Source organism: Mediterraneibacter butyricigenes (assembly GCF_003574295.1).
In the GTDB taxonomy this organism is placed as follows: domain Bacteria; phylum Bacillota; class Clostridia; order Lachnospirales; family Lachnospiraceae; genus Mediterraneibacter_A; species Mediterraneibacter_A butyricigenes.
Genome location: NZ_BHGK01000001.1, coordinates 1,812,902 through 1,830,009, shown reverse-complemented (window position 1 = coordinate 1,830,009; position 17,108 = coordinate 1,812,902). Strand labels below are relative to the sequence as shown.

Here is a 17,108-nt window from a genome sequence, read left to right as displayed (position 1 = left end):
GGGCGTAAGTAAGTTTGTTTTGAAATTAAGATTGTATAAAGATGAGCTGAAGTCCGAAATCTTTTGCTCATCTTTTGAGAGCACTCATTACAGGATACCGTCCAACATCAAATTGACTTTCAGAACATTTACTGTTTTCTCTCCAAAAACACCTAAAAATCTACTGTCGGTGCATTTTTCAATAATAGCTCTGACTTTTTCTTCACTCATATTATTTGCTTTTGCAATTCTTGTCATCTGATATTTAGCCGCCGCAGGGAAGATATGCGGATCAAGTCCGCTGCCGGAACAGGTCACAAGTTCAGCCGGAATGGCTGTTTCCTCCATATCGGGATTTGCCTTACGAAGCATCTGCACCCGCTTGGCAACCAAATCTTCAAATTCCTCACTTGCAGGAGAAAGATTGGATGGAACTGCATACATCAGCCTTTTACCGTTTTCATCTTTGTAAGTGGATACGTCAATATTCATAATGCGTCCCCACATATGCGCTTCATCGGTATATTTCTGTCCTAAAAGTTCGCAGCCATATTTTTTGCCATCCACTTCTATAATACTTCCGTTGGCTTTGTCAGGGAAAATAAGCTATGCAATTTCCGTCACAATGCCCGTATAAACTACGCCACAAATCACAGTAAAAATCAAAAAGATAATTGCTGACTTCGGCAATACATTTTTTAATATTTTCATCACAGATCCCCCTTATGCCAACCCAAACAACACTAACAGCATATCAATCAATTTTACAAAGATAAATGGAGCAATCAGACCACCCAAACTAATGGCAAAATATTTTGCTACATCGTTTGCAATAGAAAAGGTTGTCAAACTGCCCCTCGTCATCAAAAGCTGTTTACCGATGTGGACAATATCAATCAGCTTTGTAGGTGAGGAATCCAAATCCACCATATTACCGGCTTCCTTCGCCGCCTGTGTTCCTGTATTCATCGCAACTGCCACATCCGCCTGCGCCAGCGCCGGAGCGTCGTTTGTTCCGTCGCCGGTCATAGCCACCAGATGTCCCTTGGCCTGAAAATCACGAATCATAGCTAACTTGCCTTCCGGTGTTGCTTCGGCCAGAAAATCATCTACACCAGCTTCGGCTGCAATTGCAGCGGCAGTCATTGGATTATCACCCGTAATCATAATCGTTTTGATACCCATTTTCCTAAGGTCGGCAAATTTTTCCTTTACCCCTTGTTTGATAATATCTTTCAAATGAATCACACCAAGGATTTTATGATTCTTTGCAACAACAAGAGGTGTTCCGCCTTGTTTGGCTATATCCTGCACAATACGGTCACATTAGTCTGAATAGATACCTTCTGCACGTGTGATATAGGGTTCAAATCCTTGTTATCCATTCTTTAGTGTCAACCCTCTCAAGTAGACCAGTTTCCACTCGGCTATTTGCAGGCATCAAAAAAGGACTTTCCGCAAGACTTCATATATCTTTTAACGATAGTCTTTGAGAAAGTCCTTTGTTCTCTACACTTTATTTACTTGTTAGGGTTCACCTTTGACATCAAAACTACCGTCTCAAGTGTAGATAACTTTTCCAAGGAAACCATATGCTCATCCGATTTCTCCTTGTCCAAAGAAATTCCCTTGATTTGTGCTACTTCCTTGCCTTCTTTTATAATCGGTACCGGAAACTGAAACTTAATATTCTGAATCCAATTTCCATCTTCCCGTCTTTCCGGGAATATATCAATGCGTTCAATAAATGCCTGCATGAACTGTTTCTTTTCTGCATCCGTACATTCTGAATACACTTCATTAAAAGCACCTAAAAATCCGTATATGCTGTCTGCATCAATCTGATTTTTCTTAAGCTCATAAATCTGAGACTTCAGTTCTGTCATTGTTTCTTCCACTTCATCTATTCTATCATATTGAGCATCCAATCGTCTCTGCAAATCTACTATTTTTTTATCGTAATGGGTATCTGTAACATCCAGATTATCCATCTGCTGTTCAAGGCGTGTTTTAATAGTCTCTGCCTGATGAAGACTTGCATTTAACACAGATAACTGCTTTTCCAGGTCCGTCGTGTCAACAGTTGCTCCTATTTTATCCTGAATGGCATCCTTGAATTTTCCTTCTTTTGTCATTGCTGTAATCAGCTTTGCAAGCATATCATCAATCTGTGTCTGCTCGATGTTACGTCGGAACGTACACTTGTGCCCGGTAGCATTCACGGTATTCTTACAATAATAGTAATATCTGGTCTTGTTATCTTTTCGCCCTGCTTTAGCAATATTTCCATACATTCCTTTTCCACAGCAAGGACATTTTAATATCCCAGACAAAATATGTGCATGTTCCGGATCATGAATTTTTTCACGCTTGTAATTATTTTTTGAACGCTTTTCCTGTGCAAGTTCCCAGTCTTCCTCGGCAATAATTGCTTCATGAACTCCCTCATAAACAGGGAAATCTGATTGCTCCACTACATGAGTTTCATTACGGGTTCCTGTTTTCTTCTCTGTACGCCTGCGTCCATATGCTATCTTCCCCATATATACCGGGTTATCAATTATCTTCTTGATAAAGCTGGCCGAGAACCCCGGTATTGTTCCATTCTGACGCAGCTTCTTTGTATATCCATGATTGTTCAGATAATTTGCCACGCCATTGATTCCATCATTGGTATGAATATACCGATCAAAAATCATTTGAATAATTTCCACTTCATCCTCTGCAATAACAAGTTCTCCATTTTCCAGCTTATATCCATAAGGTGCAAATCCACCGTTCCATTTTCCTTCTCTGGCTTTTTGCTCACGTCCAGCCATCGTCTGTACTCTTATGTTCTCACGTTCCATCTCTGCTACAGCAGCAATAATAGATATAAGCAGTTTACCGGCTTCTTTTGAGCTGTCAATTCCGTCTTCTACACAGATAAGATTCACACCATAATCCTGCATAAGCTGTAAAGAGCTGAGCACATCTGCTGCATTTCTGCCAAATCGCGATAATTTAAATACAAGGACGAAATCAACTCCGTCCTTGCCATCTTCAATATCATTCAGCATCCGCATAAATTCCTGGCGGCCTTTTATATTCTTACCGGAATGTCCTTCATCAGAATATTCTCCTACAATCTCCATATCTTGAAATTCTGCATATTTTCTTAGCTTGTCCTTCTGTGCATCAAGACTATAGCCATCAACCTGAATAGCTGTAGATACACGAGTATATATGTAACATCTTGTTTTCTTCTTCAATAGTCTCACACTCCTATTTTGGTAATACTAATGGCGAATTTTTCAATAATCCTGCAACAACAGAGTTGTATTTGGCTGTTCCATAATCCTCAACGATGCTTGTTATTCTAGCCCCGGCATCCTTGGAAGAAGCGCCACACAGAAAGACTCTCTCATCCGCCGTTCCATAATCCAACACGATAAACCGATCATGAAATATGCCGCCAGTCTTCTTCATTGACAGTTTTACAGTTGGATATTCCTTACAGAAATCCGTATATTCTATGTTGTGAAGTTTATTATTTCCAACATTGTCACTGAATAAAATAATATTTACTCCTGTCGGAGAATTCTTAAGATGTACCAGCGTTCTTAAACCAATGTAATTATCAACCACATATATTGATGACTTTGCCTGCCTGTAAATAGACTCGTAAACCTCATCCGCACTACTAAATTTTGCATTAAACATAAGCCACTTTTCATCATCATCTGAAATAAAACTATTCATCATATCCGCAAGTTCAGATTTCGTCACTACATCCTTCAAGCCTTCTGCGACATCAGAAATCTGTTTTTCAAGAGATATCATATCAGAATTGATTTTACTAATTTCAATTCTGTTGTTAGCATTCTCCATACTTAACTGAAGTAATTCTCTCTGTCCGATTAAATCACGATTTTCTAATATGTAATCTTTCATTCTTTTGAAGGTTCTTATTAATGCCTTACTCTGTTTAACAGCCAATGGCCCTTTTAAAACAGTCATCAGCATATATAATCCTTGCTCTGTAAATACATGAGGATTATAGCGGCTTTTTGAACTTATATTTGCGGTACAATTTTTGTACCGCAAATCTTCTAATTCCTCATCCGTCAGTTCAAACATAAAATCTTCATCAAATTTCTCAATATTATTTTTTACCTGTCTATTAAATCCCTTCGTATCATAGCCATATATCTCTGCTAAATCAGCATCCAACAATACCCTTTTACCTCTAATTTCATAGAGTTTTTCTTTTAAGTATTCTTCAGTTACTTCTATTACTGTAACATCAATTTCCTTCTTTTTATCTTCTGGCATAAAACTCCTCCGTTCATTTTTTGTCCGAAAGCATCATATCTGACCATTTTGCTGATGCCAGTAAAATGGTCTAGTGTTCTGTTTTGGTGATTTTGTCATAATACGCTTTATACCTGTAAATCGTTCTCTCGCTGACATTATTACGCTTTGCAATCTCTATCATAGTCATACCGTTCTCATAGCAAGCGACAAAATCATTGTAAATAGCCATCCATTTTGCATTGTGCTTCTGCCTTCCGCTTAATTTACGATTTTTATAATATTCCAATTCTTCGCGTAACTCGGCGTTTTCATTTTCTAATTCTTCAATTCTTTTTAATGCTTCCTCGAGTGTTATAACCTTCTCCACTTCATTGTTCCTCCGTTCATGTCATTTTCGTTTTGTCTGTATTATATATTGCTAATTAGTATTAGTCAATTTGATTTTGTCATACAAGAGCGCTTTTCATATTCATCATGTGAATAAAATACCGCTGATACCTTTTGCAAGCTATGTCTTTCCATATACTCTCTGCCTGAATATTCCTAATCCACTCGTTTAGATTCCATTTTTGTTTTAAAGCCGGTCCATATTTTAGAATCAGGGATGTTATTACATCTGCACATCTCTCAAAAGCTGCATTCTCTTTTGCATCTTCATAATACTTCTTTCTCATTGCTGCTCCCCTTTCCGAACATAATTTGTTTTGGCAGCCAATTTGAATTATCTGCTTTGAGCAAATCATAAACATAAATCTTATTCGGTCTTCCCAAGCCCTGGTGTCTTCGGTAGATCAAGCCATGCTCCTCCAGCTCCTTCAACATTTTGTTAACCTTCTTGTTTCCCAAATTCATCAGGTTCATAATTTCTTCGATTGTAAAAATGATATAGGTAATTCCATATTCATCACGCCATGCGTCTCCATTGGAGTCTGACAGGCACTTGCGATCCAGAAGTATTCCATATAATACTTTTGTCGCATTCGTCATGTCTCTGAACATGTCTTCCTTAAAAAATCTCTTAGGTATCCTGTAAAACTTATAATCAAAAGTTACATTTTCCATTGTCTTATCCTCTCTTTCATTCCTAATTTCGCTACTTGGCAAGCAGTGCATTTGTGCACACAAAATGCATTTTTAGCTTGTTGGGGAAATGCCCCAATCCCCTAAAACCATGAAAATAAATTTTCACGGAGCTACGCCTATCGGCTTTGTCATACTGATATATTTCCAACATTTCATAAATTTTTCACTCCTTCCATTCCTGATTTATGAAATTATTTTCTCAGATTTTCTATGCCGATTCGGTATATCCAAGATGCTGGAAAATTTTTCTTTTTGTGATTTTTTCTAATATTATGGACAAGACAGGTAAAGAATTGCTATTTATCTCATAGCAATATCATGGTAATCTATCTGTATCTTTAAAAACGAGGAAAATACTATGCATACAAAACTTACCATACCAGAAAGACTGAAAGATTTGAGAGTCTCAGAAAAAAGAATGTCGTTGCAGGAGTTATCCGATGCTACCGGTATCCCTAGCTCCACGCTTGGCAATTATGAAAAAGATGAAAATATAGATATGTCGCTCAGCAATCTTATAACGCTTTCAAATTTTTACAACGTAAGCACAGATTACCTTCTTTGCCGGACAGAATTACGGCAACATAAAAATCAGTCAGTATCTGATCTGCACCTAAATGACGATGCCATACAAATACTGACTGATAAAAAATATAACCCTCGATTATTATCTGAATTACTCACACATGAAAATTTCAAAAAATTCATGACTGACCTGGAAATCTATATTGATGGATTTAACGATAAGGGACTTCAGATAGCGAATGCTTTTCTTGATGTGATGAGATGCAAATTAACAGAGTTTGGTGCCGATTCCACCGATACATTTGCAAATGTATTTGATAATTCACACATTGAGTCAGAACAATATTATATGAATATTCTGTCAGCAGACCTAAAACCGATTGTCGCTGACCTACGAAATACTCATATGAAAGATAGCAATACCGCCAGCGACATGACTATCAAAGTATGGTCAAAAATATCATTGATGACTTTACATCTCAAATACCTACTACCGCAGATGGCGATACAGAGTCATCAAATGATGCTTATATAAATGGTCTTTTGCTTCTTTTCTGCAAAAATCTGGAGATGAAAGTCACTCAGCTTTCTGTGGAAGAAAAGCAGACATTAAAAGAAATATTCTCCCGTTCTAAGCCTGCAAAGGAGCATCGGAAGTTGAGACGGCGGAATCCGAAATTGTAAATCATTCAGTTCAAAACAAGCCACAGTGGATTATATCCAATGTGGCTTGCTCCCTATGACTACTTCTTCGCAGAAATCTATCAGTTGTTGCAACATCCTCTCATGGTCACGCTGATAGTGCAGAATCATCTATTTTGAAATAACTACAACAACAATTGCAGCTCTTTTGTCATAACTGAATTTTTCTTATTCGATAACGCCATCTGTGTCAAAGATGTGATCGAGCTCGTCTGTATTTATTGCATGAGATACTTTATCCCGAACAGCTGTTTTAGACATATCTAATCTCTTAAACTTGTGATTTCCAGCAGCATCTTTGCTCATACGAATAAGCTGAATTCTTCCCACACCCGGATTCTTTTTTGCGTAATCTGCGAATCCCTTCGCTTTTCCGAGATTATCCTTAAAGTCAGGATTATGTGGTTCAAGAATATCAACAACATACCCGAGGACACGATCTTTTCTTACTATAATGAAATCAGGATAAGTAGGCTTTATTTCACCATCAATTTCATAAGGAATACAAAGTGCCCATGAGCCTCTGGAAGGATTCCGAATCCAACAGACAAAGTCTTCTCGTTTTTCTTCCTCTTCAATGACTCCTGCTTCCCAAGTATTTAATTTCATAGTTGCTACACCGGTTATGTCGCTGACGAAAAGATGATTTCTATATTCTTTTCCCCCCACTTCATGTGGCACCTGAATAGTCTCAGGCAAACGGAAATTATGTTTGCTAACAGAATCACCATCTGAAACAATGCTGTCGTAATCTTTACGAATTTTTTCAGAGTCGATTGTAGCAATATATCTGCGATAATCATCATTCAATCCGTGAAAGCGAATCTCTGCATAAGAATGTAAACGGTTCATGCACTCTTCGTCAGCGACAAAAAGAATAACATCAACTTTAAATGCCGTTAGGTCAGACATATCCATATACTTGTTACCATATGCCATGCCGATGCCTTCTCGCCCGAGCTTTACATCAGCAATCCTAAATTGTCTCTCTATATCAGAATCTGTCGTTGTGAACAAGTCATGCACCGAATAATTGTCCACAGTCTCTCCAAAGGCATCAAAGATTTGAGTCGCCAGCTTAAACTGTTTAACCTGCTGAACAAGGTCATCATATTTTCCTTCTGTCTTAAGACCTTCCACATAATTGTGAATCATCTCAACGATTTCATCCTGAACTTCTCGAATTGCCTCACGATGTAATTTAGACATCGTAAGTAAATGTGCCATCCTATACAACGATTTCAGATAATCATTGATTCGAAGTGCTCTGATGTTATAAGAAAGAAGTCCTGCATCGTTTATAAATTTCATAACATCTTCACGATTAAACATATCTTCCGCTACAGAGGTATTTTGCTGATCCGTTTTGGAACTTTCCACAATGTTACTTCTGAGTGGTGATTCTATGTCAGAAGTCTGTGACATAGTCAATCCAGACTGAACAAGAGCTGTTGTATCAGTGGTCTGTTGCATCTGATTCTGTCTCGATGTATATGCTAGTTGTTCCTGCACTCCAGTAATTTGAGGATACGTCGTAGGAACGATATCACCAGTTGGCTTTGTTGTTACTATATCAGTCTGCCGCTCAGATATTGTCTGACCGGAAAATACATCAAACAACGTCATCTGTCCCGGAGTCTGCTGCACTTCTTTTTTCTTCTGTGGTCTAACAGTCAATGTTTCAAATTTCTTTCCAGATAAGGATTCACCATAAATATCGGTCGGAATATCTCCACCTTCCGTACTCTGCAAGGCTTCTACAACATCCCTAACTGTATCTTCATTGAAGTACGGCAAATAGAGATGTACATCGTTCAAAACATCGTCCACCTGAATATGCATCTGCATTGGTGTTCTGACCATTCGCCCGAGAAGCTGTGCAATATATGTAGCATCGTTTGCATGTTTAAAGGACATCATTGTTTCTGCTCGCGGACAATCCCAGCCAGTTGAAAGATTTTCTTTAAAGAACACTACGCGAATGTTTCTATCTTCAGCAATATTGGAAGGCTCCTCATAACGCACATCAAGCTCATTGACGTTCAGTGTTGCTGCTGTGCTACCAAAGGTATGAACAACTTGACCGCTTTCTAGCTTGAATCCTGTCCGTTCCTCTATCTTTGCAATACAGTCATCTAGATTTGTGTCAGTTAGAGCATCTCCCGTTCCATTCAAAACCTGAATGATTAAAATTGGATTTACATAGGCATAGTGTTGCTCAAAGCAATACTGCGTCCAATGTTCCCACTTTTCCTTCCAATCATCTGCAGCTGCTTGCAGAATAGCCATATCATTATTGACCGCCCCTTCTTCCGGATAAGTGATAACAATCCTGTCCTTTAAAAGTCCAGAAGCACGCACTTCATCCGTTGTCACTATTGATTTATGAATTGTAGAGGACGTGCCCTCGACCAATGCATTGAATCTCTGCGTGGTAGCAGACATACCGATAACTACCGGCATTGGAGGAATTCCATCATCTTCACTCCCCTTAATAAATTTCTGCATTATAGTTGTTGCTCTGCTGGCTTCGCGTCCTTGCATACCACGGTGTGCTTCGTCAATGATAAAATACAGTCGGTCGCTTTTCTCCCAAACGGTATTTGCAAGAGTCTGCCAAATCGTATAAGTACGCCCATCGCCATTTTTCGTGAGTTTAGAAGTAACCGATAATTTCTGTGTATTCAGAAAATAAACATGACCATCCTCAAATACCTCTTTATCAAAGGATTCCTCAGAAATCGTAACGCACTGCGACAACTTAATCTTATCAGCCTTGGAGTCGATCTTCTGCTTCGACTGCTCGTTCAGCTGAGGCGAATCCGAAAGCCAGACTATAATTGCATTCGGTTGCTCCATATACTGTTCATCGCCGAAAAGAACAGCCTCAATCAGCGCAGACATGATGATGGTCTTTCCAGCTCCGGTTGGTGCAGTGAAAGAAACCACCTGTGGTGCATGTGTTCTGTGATAGCTACCCATTGCTTCCGCAGTCTTCATGCGGATATCAGCAAGAGCTCTCTTCTGAAAAGGGAATAATTCTATTCTCATGTTTACCTCCCCGTATTGATTCTGAAATTATCCAGATAATCTCTATAAAGCTGATAGCAGTCTTTGTCATCGTAAGAACGAATCATCGACCGATATGCCGTTTCTGAATCCGTTACAATGAAAATTGTCTGGATCTCTGGATTACGTCTTAATTCCGCATCAAATTCAAAATAGTATATCTCATCCATCAAAACAGCCATCTTATTCTGCGGCAAGATCAGCATATTCGAGAGATCATCATTTTCAAGAGCCGGGCACCTACCAATGGCTCCTCCCTTCATCCAGAGCACCGGAAGCAGTTCTCGGAACTGTCTGCCAAGGGCAACAGAGGTTTTATCTAGAAAACCTAATTTAAAGTATTCGCAGTTTGCCTTGAATCCGTCCTTCATTGGCATCACTACTGGCGACTGTATTAATATAGGTTCGAACATACCCTTGATTCTTGCCTTGAGGCTCTTAAAAATTCTATTATTAGATGTAATAATGTAAAAGTCTGTTATATGATCCATGGAATGGAAGTTGATTATTACAAGAAACTGTTTCAAACAATCGGAAATATCATAGAATTGATTGAAAAGGATGATATACCAAAGTATCTGCTTTTTCTGGAAAATGCATTTCCATACATGGATAACTATAACTACCACAAAGGTATGAATGGAATCATTCAGGAATTGAAATGTCTATTAAAAACAAAAAGTATTGGCAACGACTCTGACCGGGCATTATTACTGGATTTTCAGGCAACTCTTGAAACCAAACCTGAAAAAGCAATAAAACTGGAAAAAGATGCACTTGCCCAGATAGAAACTATTACTGTTGACAATGCTCGCCTTGTTTCCAACCTTCATGCCAATCTCGGTGGACTTTACCGCATGAACGGTCATCCCGATCTTGCAAGAGAACACATGGAAAAAAGTATCTCACTGCTTGACCAATTTAACCTGCTTCATATAAATGACAGCATACCTCAGATTGCCAATTATGCAATGTTCCTGACAGAACAGCAGAAACCCGAAAGAGGAATCTCCGAATTGCAAAAATTATCCGGCATCATCAAGGAATACCATTCCGATCACTGTCTGGATTATGCCAAAGTACAGGAAACCCTTGGAACCATTTATCTGATGACCGCCAAATCTTCCGCAAGCCAAAACACATTTTAAAAGAGCTTTCAAAATATATGAAAAGATCTGGGCTGATGAACCAGAAATGATTAAAGCAAAATATCAGGAAATCCAAGAGTTATATCCACAGGTTGGTTTCTTTCTTGGACAACAGCTATCAGACTTTTTAACAAAACAGACATAATTTTACGGCGGACATAATTGTCCGCCGTCAGACTGTAGACAAAGTCCAGCAATTGCTGGGCTTTTCTACTTTTAGAACCGTTTTTCTGGTATAATAAATATCAAAAGGCGGTGTTTTTTATGATGGCTAAAAATACAGATAAAAAAAGAGAACAAATGCTTATGTTTTGCATGGATGACATGGTTCCTCAAAACCATATGCTTCGTCTGATTGATAAAGCAATTGACTGGACATTTATCTATGACCTGGTTGAAGATAAATATTGTTTAGATAATGGTCGTCCAAGCATGGATCCGTTGATGCTGATAAAAATACCTATGATTCAATATCTCTATGGAATCAAAAGTATGAGACAGACAATGAAAGAGATCGAAGTCAATGTTGCTTACCGCTGGTTTCTTGGATTAGATATGCTGGATCCGGTCCCGCATTTTTCAACATTTGGAAAAAACTATACCCGCCGATTTAAAGATACGGATCTTTTTGAGCAGATCTTTTCGAAGATTCTTGAAGACTGTATGAAATATAAACTTGTTGACACAGAGCAGATATTTGTGGATGCAACGCATGTAAAAGCATGTGCCAACAGTAAAAAAATGAGAAAACGAGTTGCCCGTGAACAGACACTCTGGTACGAAGAAGAATTAAATAAAGAGATTGAGAAAGACCGGATTGCGCATGACAAAAAGCCGTTAAAAGATAAGAAACCGCCCAAACCTCCTCAGTCTGGAAATGGGGGTGTTGATTCCGAAACCGCAGAAGAAGTCGTTTCGAAGGATGTAAAAACACAAAAATGCAGTATCACTGATCCAGAAAGCGGATGGTTCCATAAAGGAGAACACAAACATGTTTTTGCTTATGCCGTAGAAACAGCTTGTGATAAGCATGGATGGATTCTTGGCTATAGTGTACATCCGGGGAACGAACACAACAGCAGAACATTCAAAACGCTGTATGATAAACTTAAGATATATCAACCAGAAATGATCGTTGCAGATGCCGGATACAAAACACCAGCAATTGCGCATTTATTATTAGAAGATGGAATTAAACCTTTATTGCCGTATAAACGTCCAATGACGAAAGATGGATTCTTCAAGAAATATGAGTACGCTTATGATGAGTATTATGATTGTTATATATGCCCTGAAAATAGAGTCCTGACCTATCACACCACTAACAGAGATGGGTATCGAGAATATAAAAGCTGTGGACTATTTTGCGAAAACTGTCCGCAGATATCCCAATGTACGGAAAGCAAAGAACATACCAAAGTGATCATGCGCCATGTATGGGAAGAATATATGGAAAAAGCAGAAGATATCAGGCACGGATTAGGAAATAAACAAATTTATCAGCTGAGGAAAGAAACCATAGAAAGAATCTTTGGAACAGCCAAAGAGCAGCATGGTTTTCGATATACGCAATACATAGGAAAAGCACGGATGGAAATGAAAGCCGGGCTTACCTTTGCGTGCATGAATTTGAAAAAACTGGCAAAGATACTGGAACTCAGAGATAAGATTAAGTCTGGTATTTCTTGTATTTTTAAGAATGAGTCGAAATATTGGTTGTATAATGAGAAATGGTGCTGGGAATGAATCGAGAGTGTGAAACTTTGGACCTGTTGACAAACTAGAGAGAAATGGCTTTCTGTATGGTATACTTATTATATCAATTGCAAGAGGTCGTTATTTATGATGGGAAAACAAAGCGGACAAATCCAGATGGTAATTCTTGACATAGATTCTATGATCCCAGAAGATCATCTTCTGAGACGGATTAAAAACTGTGTAAATTTTGATTTTATATACGAAAAGGCAGCCCCCTATTATTCCCATGTTGGCAGAAAATCTATCGATCCTGTTGTTCTGATAAAAATGCTGCTGATTGGTTATCTTTATGGGATCAAATCAGAGCGGAGACTTGAAGAGGAAGTATCTCTTAACCTTGCTTACCGCTGGTTTTGTGGAATTGATCTTATGTATAGAGTACCGGATCACTCAACGTTTAGCCAGAATAGAAAAAGACGTTTTCAAGAGGCCGGCATATTCCGGGAAATTTTTAATGAGATCGTACTGAAGTGTATAGAGCTTGGGATCGTATCGGGAGAAACTGGTGTTGCTGATGGTTCATTCCTTCCGTCCAATGTGTCCTGGGAAAGCCGCTATGAGGCGGTTGAGACGGTCCAACGTTCCACTGTAAAATATATGGAAGAATTGGAAGCAGAGCTTTCATTCATGCCTGGTTATAAAGAACCGGAAAATGTAAAAAAAGAGAAAGAATCTTTAAAAAGCCGGACAGATCCAGAGTGTGGTTATATCCACCAGGCTCGTAAAAAGGGGCTGGGTTATCTGACGGAGATGACAGTGGATACCAGGCATGGCATTATTACGGGGGTGGACTGTTATCCAGCTAACCAGAGGGAAAGTGATATTATCCTGGACCATTTGAAAGGACAGTCTTGTAAATATCAGGAAATTGGATTAGATGGTGAATATGATATAGGAGCGGTACACAGAGGGCAGGAGTTATTAGGGGTCCAAGGTTATACAGCTATACGTGAATATCAGAACAATGCAATGAAAAAGGGATTCTGTTATGAGGACGAAACAGATCGCTTTGTATGTAGACAGGGAGAATATTTAGCATTTCAGAAATTAATTTATAAAAAGTCAACGCAGAACTATTACCGTTTATATAGCCGTTCAAAAAACAATGTAAAAACTGCCCGGATTTTTCAGCCTGTGCCACAGATCTCGGTACAGTCAGAATCAATGCGAGTGCTTATTATCCCTCTTTTTATCGAAATAGCAAAAAAGTAGGGACCAGTGATTATCTGAGGGTCATGAGGCTTAGGAAGATATGGGCAGAAGGAACATTCGCAGTTTTAAAACGAGAACATAAATTGAATAAAATCCAGAAAAGAGGCCTTCAGAAAGCGATAGAAGAATGCCTCTTATCGGCAACGGCATTAAATCTAAAACGGCTGGCAAAAGCGGTTTGAATAACCGAATTTACCAGCCGTTTTATGTCATTTCAAAAAAACATGTAGAAATAAACACTGAAAAAGTGAGTTTGTCAACAGGTCCTTTTCTTCATAGTCTCCAATAGTGTGAAAATCAGTCCTACATTTAACTAATTCTTTATAGCCTATAAGTTAACCTAACTATGAATTGATTTCTAAGTTGCTCATATTTCTTTCTCATCCTGAAAGCTGTTGAAACAATAACCGGAGTTATAGCCATATATCATATATGGTTCCTAGTAGGCCTATAGTATAAATAATTACTAGCCTTGTTATTAATAATGCTTGAAAGTTTATACTAACAACTTAATTAAATCTATTTTGTTGGCACGCTTTTTAATAATGTTAATCTACCGTTTATTTCGTAATTCCCTAGTGTAGCTGCTATAAGAAAGCTGTCACCGACTTTAATATTTTCCTTAAAATCATCTCCTTTTATAGTTCCAGATCCATCTACACAGGTTAAAATACTAAATGTGTTTACATCACTTTTATCCTTCAGTCCCCCACTTATAACTGCTTTATCAATATTGAAGAATTCACTTTCACACATACTAACCCAATTATTTTTAGATGTTTTATCTTCATCAATTCGAAGATTCTTACTCTTGAGCTGAAAGTCTATAACGTCAAGAGCTTTGGTTTTATGAAGTTCTCTTGGTCTTCCATAATCATAAACTCTATAGGTTAAGTCACTACTTTGCTGAATTTCAGCAATTGTTACTCCTTCACATATAGCATGAACCATCCCACTTTTAATTAAATAGCAATCTCCTTTTTTAACTGGTACTTCATTCAAATATTTTTCTAAATAATTCCCTTCTAAAGCACTAATAAATTCTTCTTTCGAACAATCTTTGGTCCCTATAATCAATTTAGCTCCAGGCTCTGCCTTAAGCACATACCAAGCTTCTGTTTTTCCCTGATCTCTTTCATACTTCAAGGCATATTCGTCATCCGGATGAACCTGAACAGAAAGTCTCTCTCCTGCGTCAATAAGCTTTATCAATAAGGGAAATCTTTCTACAGATACCTTATTCCCCATCAAATCATAACCATATTCATCAATTATACTTTTAAGTGTTCTTCCCTTCAAAGAGCCATTAGCCACGATGCTCATTCCATTTGGGTGACAAGAAATATCCCAGCTTTCACCTATATTCCCCTCGGGCACATTTTCTCTAAAACTTTTTAAAGAACTTCCTCCCCATATTTTTTCAAAATATATATTTTCAAATTTAATAGGATACATCCATAATTCCTCCAAGATTATCATTATAATAGTATGGCACTGAGTAAATAAAATTGTGCTTAGTACTTTATTAAAAACTTAAGCCTGCAAATTTCCTGGCATCTTCACTAATCCTTACAACCTTTAGAGTATCTTCTAAATTACTATAGCACTGATCATACCTTTTCTCTTTAATTATTCTTAAAAACTCCGAGAGTTCAAAAAACATTCTGTGTCTTTTATTTTCTTTGCTGATAATAGCTCTCTGACTACCCTTTGTGAAAATATTAAATCCTGTAATTGCATATGGAACTTCATTAACAGTTATTGCCCCTTTTTCTCCCTGTATAAAAATACCCGTTCCTACATTATTATTCTTAGCACCAACACATAAAGCAGTAAAGTTATCATATTTTAATATTAAGGTTCCAGATACATCAATATCCCTAATAATATTTGCATAATAGGATACTTCCATAGGTTCTCCAAATAGCCCAACACAGAAGTGAATATTATAAATATTTATATCCTCTAATGCCCCTCCTCCTAAAGAAGGATTAAACACATTAGGAGTTTCTCCCTTGACAAAATCATCATATCGGCTTGAATATTTCGACAAATTACAGAATACAGCTTTAATATTACCTATTTCCTCAATAATATCAAAAAGCTGACTATATACAGGCATATGCCTTGTAGTTATAGCCTCAAATAAAAACAGTTTTTTTTGTTCCGCCATTTCTTTAAGCTTTTTAGCCTCCTCATACTTCAATGAAAAGGGCTTTTCGCAGACAACGTGCTTTCCTGCATTAAGCGCCTTTAAGCAATACTCATAGTGAAGACTATTTACTATGGCAACATATATAACATCAATCTCTGAATCCTCTAGTAGTTCCTCGTAATTGTAATAAACCTTTCTTATAGTATAATCTTTAGCTAATTGCTGAAGCTTAAAAGAGCTTTTTTCTCTGCCACAAATGGCTATACATTCCATCTCTGGTATGCTTTTTATTTGACTAAGTATATCAGGTATAATCATTCCATTACCTACAAGACCTATATTCATACTTATACCCCCTCTAATTTTATATTATAATTTCCTTACCTCTTCTATTGTTTTTCCAAGCACAATAGGAGTGGATTTGTATCCTATTCCCATTCTGTCCACTCCCATGTCAATGAGCTCCAAAAAATGCTCCCGTGTCCTTATAGCACCGCTTCCTTTTATTAAGCATCTTCCTGCTGAAGCCTTAAGCATAATATCCATTATCTCATTAGATGCTCCTATAGCAGTTCCTCCTGTATAAAAGCCCGTGGAAGACTTTATGAAATCAGCTCCAGCCTCAACAGCAATTTCTGTCGCTCTCTGTATCTCCAGTGAGCTAAGAGCGTCGGTTTCCAATATTATCTTAGCTTTTACATTATAGCTGTGACACATATCCACTACAGCTTTAATATCCTGTCTAACCTAGAGCCACTTTTTACTTCTAATCCATCCATAATTTGAAACCACATCTAGTTCATCCACCTTACCACTCTTGCATATTAGCTCTCCCTGGGCTACCTTTGATACAGTAGAGCTTTTACCAAAAGGAAAATCGCAAACTACACAGATACCTGTTTCTGTTCCTTCCGTCATCTTCACTGCTATGTCTAAAGAGGAAGGATTTATACATACAGTTTTACATTTAAAATCAACCCCCTCCTGAATATACTTAATTATTTCTTCATCGCTAAATTCAGGCTTTAGCACAGATTGATCTATATATCTAGCCTGCTCTTCCCATGTAAGTTCTATCGCTTTCTTTGGACCTTTCATATTTTTACACCTCACAATCTTCTTCCTTGGGCACAGTATATTCCATACTATTCCCATAAAAATCCTCTACACTTATCAAAATA

16 protein-coding genes and 2 pseudogenes are annotated in these 17,108 nt (G+C 37.9%); 5 read left to right on the top strand and 13 right to left on the bottom strand.

From position 1 onward, the window contains the following. Positions 1-87: 87 nt before the first annotated feature. From KGMB01110_RS09065 to KGMB01110_RS09035, 7 genes and pseudogenes are all read right to left on the bottom strand, one after another. Positions 88-582: a potassium-transporting ATPase subunit C gene (locus KGMB01110_RS09065; RefSeq protein WP_330508277.1), complete on the bottom strand. Its 495-nt coding sequence runs from the start codon at positions 580-582 to the stop codon at positions 88-90. Positions 583-702: 120 nt separating this feature from the next. Next, positions 703-1,305, bottom strand: a pseudogene (locus tag KGMB01110_RS09060) (HAD-IC family P-type ATPase); the annotation flags it as partial. A gap of 194 nt (positions 1,306-1,499) precedes the next feature. Next, on the bottom strand, positions 1,500-3,239 hold the full coding sequence (locus KGMB01110_RS09055; RefSeq protein ID WP_119298076.1) for a recombinase family protein: 1,740 nt from the start codon (positions 3,237-3,239) through the stop codon (positions 1,500-1,502). 4 nt (positions 3,240-3,243) lie between these two features. Then, positions 3,244-4,293: an ORF6N domain-containing protein gene (locus KGMB01110_RS09050; RefSeq protein ID WP_119298075.1), complete on the bottom strand. Its 1,050-nt coding sequence runs from the start codon at positions 4,291-4,293 to the stop codon at positions 3,244-3,246. Positions 4,294-4,363: 70 nt separating this feature from the next. After that, positions 4,364-4,642, bottom strand: coding sequence for a helix-turn-helix domain-containing protein (locus KGMB01110_RS09045; RefSeq protein WP_119298074.1), 279 nt, complete (start codon positions 4,640-4,642; stop codon positions 4,364-4,366). Between the two features lie 79 nt (positions 4,643-4,721). Next, positions 4,722-4,949: a hypothetical protein gene (locus KGMB01110_RS09040; RefSeq protein ID WP_119298073.1), complete on the bottom strand. Its 228-nt coding sequence runs from the start codon at positions 4,947-4,949 to the stop codon at positions 4,722-4,724. Continuing rightward, entirely contained in the window at positions 4,930-5,337 is a 408-nt protein-coding gene (locus KGMB01110_RS09035) for a replication initiator protein A (protein ID WP_170141707.1), read from the bottom strand. The genes KGMB01110_RS09040 and KGMB01110_RS09035 overlap by 20 nt, the downstream gene beginning before the upstream one ends. A gap of 379 nt (positions 5,338-5,716) precedes the next feature. Here KGMB01110_RS09035 and KGMB01110_RS09030 point away from each other — a divergent pair, with 379 nt between their 5' ends. Continuing rightward, complete coding sequence (locus KGMB01110_RS09030) at positions 5,717-6,418, top strand: helix-turn-helix domain-containing protein (RefSeq protein WP_119298071.1); 702 nt, start codon at positions 5,717-5,719, stop codon at positions 6,416-6,418. A 335-nt stretch (positions 6,419-6,753) separates the two neighbouring features. On the opposite strand, the gene KGMB01110_RS09025 is transcribed toward KGMB01110_RS09030, so the two are convergent. Continuing rightward, complete coding sequence (locus tag KGMB01110_RS09025; protein ID WP_119298070.1) at positions 6,754-9,636, bottom strand: DEAD/DEAH box helicase; 2,883 nt, start codon at positions 9,634-9,636, stop codon at positions 6,754-6,756. A gap of 2 nt (positions 9,637-9,638) precedes the next feature. Next, entirely contained in the window at positions 9,639-10,067 is a 429-nt protein-coding gene (locus KGMB01110_RS09020; protein ID WP_136626685.1) for a hypothetical protein, read from the bottom strand. Between the two features lie 57 nt (positions 10,068-10,124). Between KGMB01110_RS09020 and KGMB01110_RS15365 the strand changes: the two are divergent. From KGMB01110_RS15365 to KGMB01110_RS15835, 4 genes and pseudogenes are all read left to right on the top strand, one after another. Beyond that, positions 10,125-10,947, top strand: a pseudogene (locus tag KGMB01110_RS15365) (tetratricopeptide repeat protein); the annotation flags it as partial. A gap of 119 nt (positions 10,948-11,066) precedes the next feature. Then, entirely contained in the window at positions 11,067-12,548 is a 1,482-nt protein-coding gene (locus KGMB01110_RS09010; RefSeq protein WP_243112749.1) for an IS1182 family transposase, read from the top strand. A gap of 96 nt (positions 12,549-12,644) precedes the next feature. Next, positions 12,645-13,772, top strand: coding sequence for a transposase (locus KGMB01110_RS09005; RefSeq protein ID WP_119298068.1), 1,128 nt, complete (start codon positions 12,645-12,647; stop codon positions 13,770-13,772). Continuing rightward, the gene (locus tag KGMB01110_RS15835; RefSeq protein ID WP_243112863.1) at positions 13,721-13,954 is read left to right on the top strand and encodes a transposase; all 234 of its coding nucleotides are present in this window, start codon (positions 13,721-13,723) and stop codon (positions 13,952-13,954) included. The genes KGMB01110_RS09005 and KGMB01110_RS15835 overlap by 52 nt, the downstream gene beginning before the upstream one ends. A 337-nt stretch (positions 13,955-14,291) precedes the next feature. Here the strand turns inward: KGMB01110_RS15835 and KGMB01110_RS08995 are convergent, their stop codons facing one another. The 4 genes from KGMB01110_RS08995 to KGMB01110_RS15605 all read right to left on the bottom strand — a co-directional run bounded on the left by KGMB01110_RS08995 (position 14,292) and on the right by KGMB01110_RS15605 (position 17,082). Beyond that, a complete protein-coding gene (locus KGMB01110_RS08995; RefSeq protein ID WP_119298067.1) occupies positions 14,292-15,227 on the bottom strand; it encodes a type I phosphomannose isomerase catalytic subunit in 936 nt (311 codons plus the stop codon). Positions 15,228-15,297: 70 nt separating this feature from the next. Then, the gene (locus KGMB01110_RS08990) at positions 15,298-16,272 is read right to left on the bottom strand and encodes a Gfo/Idh/MocA family protein (protein ID WP_119298066.1); all 975 of its coding nucleotides are present in this window, start codon (positions 16,270-16,272) and stop codon (positions 15,298-15,300) included. 24 nt (positions 16,273-16,296) lie between these two features. Then, positions 16,297-16,662: a hypothetical protein gene (locus KGMB01110_RS15610; protein ID WP_306307836.1), complete on the bottom strand. Its 366-nt coding sequence runs from the start codon at positions 16,660-16,662 to the stop codon at positions 16,297-16,299. 12 nt (positions 16,663-16,674) lie between these two features. Continuing rightward, the gene (locus tag KGMB01110_RS15605) at positions 16,675-17,082 is read right to left on the bottom strand and encodes a hypothetical protein (RefSeq protein ID WP_306307828.1); all 408 of its coding nucleotides are present in this window, start codon (positions 17,080-17,082) and stop codon (positions 16,675-16,677) included. Between the last annotated feature and the right edge of the window lie 26 nt (positions 17,083-17,108).

Coding starts and splice junctions, on each gene's coding strand:
- KGMB01110_RS09050 (WP_119298075.1), bottom strand. CDS start 4,293: ATGCCAGAAGATAAAAAGAAGGAAATTGATGTTACAGTAATAGAAGTA.
- KGMB01110_RS08995 (WP_119298067.1), bottom strand. CDS start 15,227: ATGTATCCTATTAAATTTGAAAATATATATTTTGAAAAAATATGGGGA.
- KGMB01110_RS09010 (WP_243112749.1), top strand. CDS start 11,067: ATGATGGCTAAAAATACAGATAAAAAAAGAGAACAAATGCTTATGTTT.
- KGMB01110_RS15605 (WP_306307828.1), bottom strand. CDS start 17,082: ATGGGAATAGTATGGAATATACTGTGCCCAAGGAAGAAGATTGTGAGG.
- KGMB01110_RS09035 (WP_170141707.1), bottom strand. CDS start 5,337: ATGGAAAATGTAACTTTTGATTATAAGTTTTACAGGATACCTAAGAGA.
- KGMB01110_RS09030 (WP_119298071.1), top strand. CDS start 5,717: ATGCATACAAAACTTACCATACCAGAAAGACTGAAAGATTTGAGAGTC.
- KGMB01110_RS09020 (WP_136626685.1), bottom strand. CDS start 10,067: ATGTTCGAACCTATATTAATACAGTCGCCAGTAGTGATGCCAATGAAG.
- KGMB01110_RS08990 (WP_119298066.1), bottom strand. CDS start 16,272: ATGAATATAGGTCTTGTAGGTAATGGAATGATTATACCTGATATACTT.
- KGMB01110_RS09040 (WP_119298073.1), bottom strand. CDS start 4,949: ATGAGAAAGAAGTATTATGAAGATGCAAAAGAGAATGCAGCTTTTGAG.
- KGMB01110_RS09005 (WP_119298068.1), top strand. CDS start 12,645: ATGATGGGAAAACAAAGCGGACAAATCCAGATGGTAATTCTTGACATA.
- KGMB01110_RS09025 (WP_119298070.1), bottom strand. CDS start 9,636: ATGAGAATAGAATTATTCCCTTTTCAGAAGAGAGCTCTTGCTGATATC.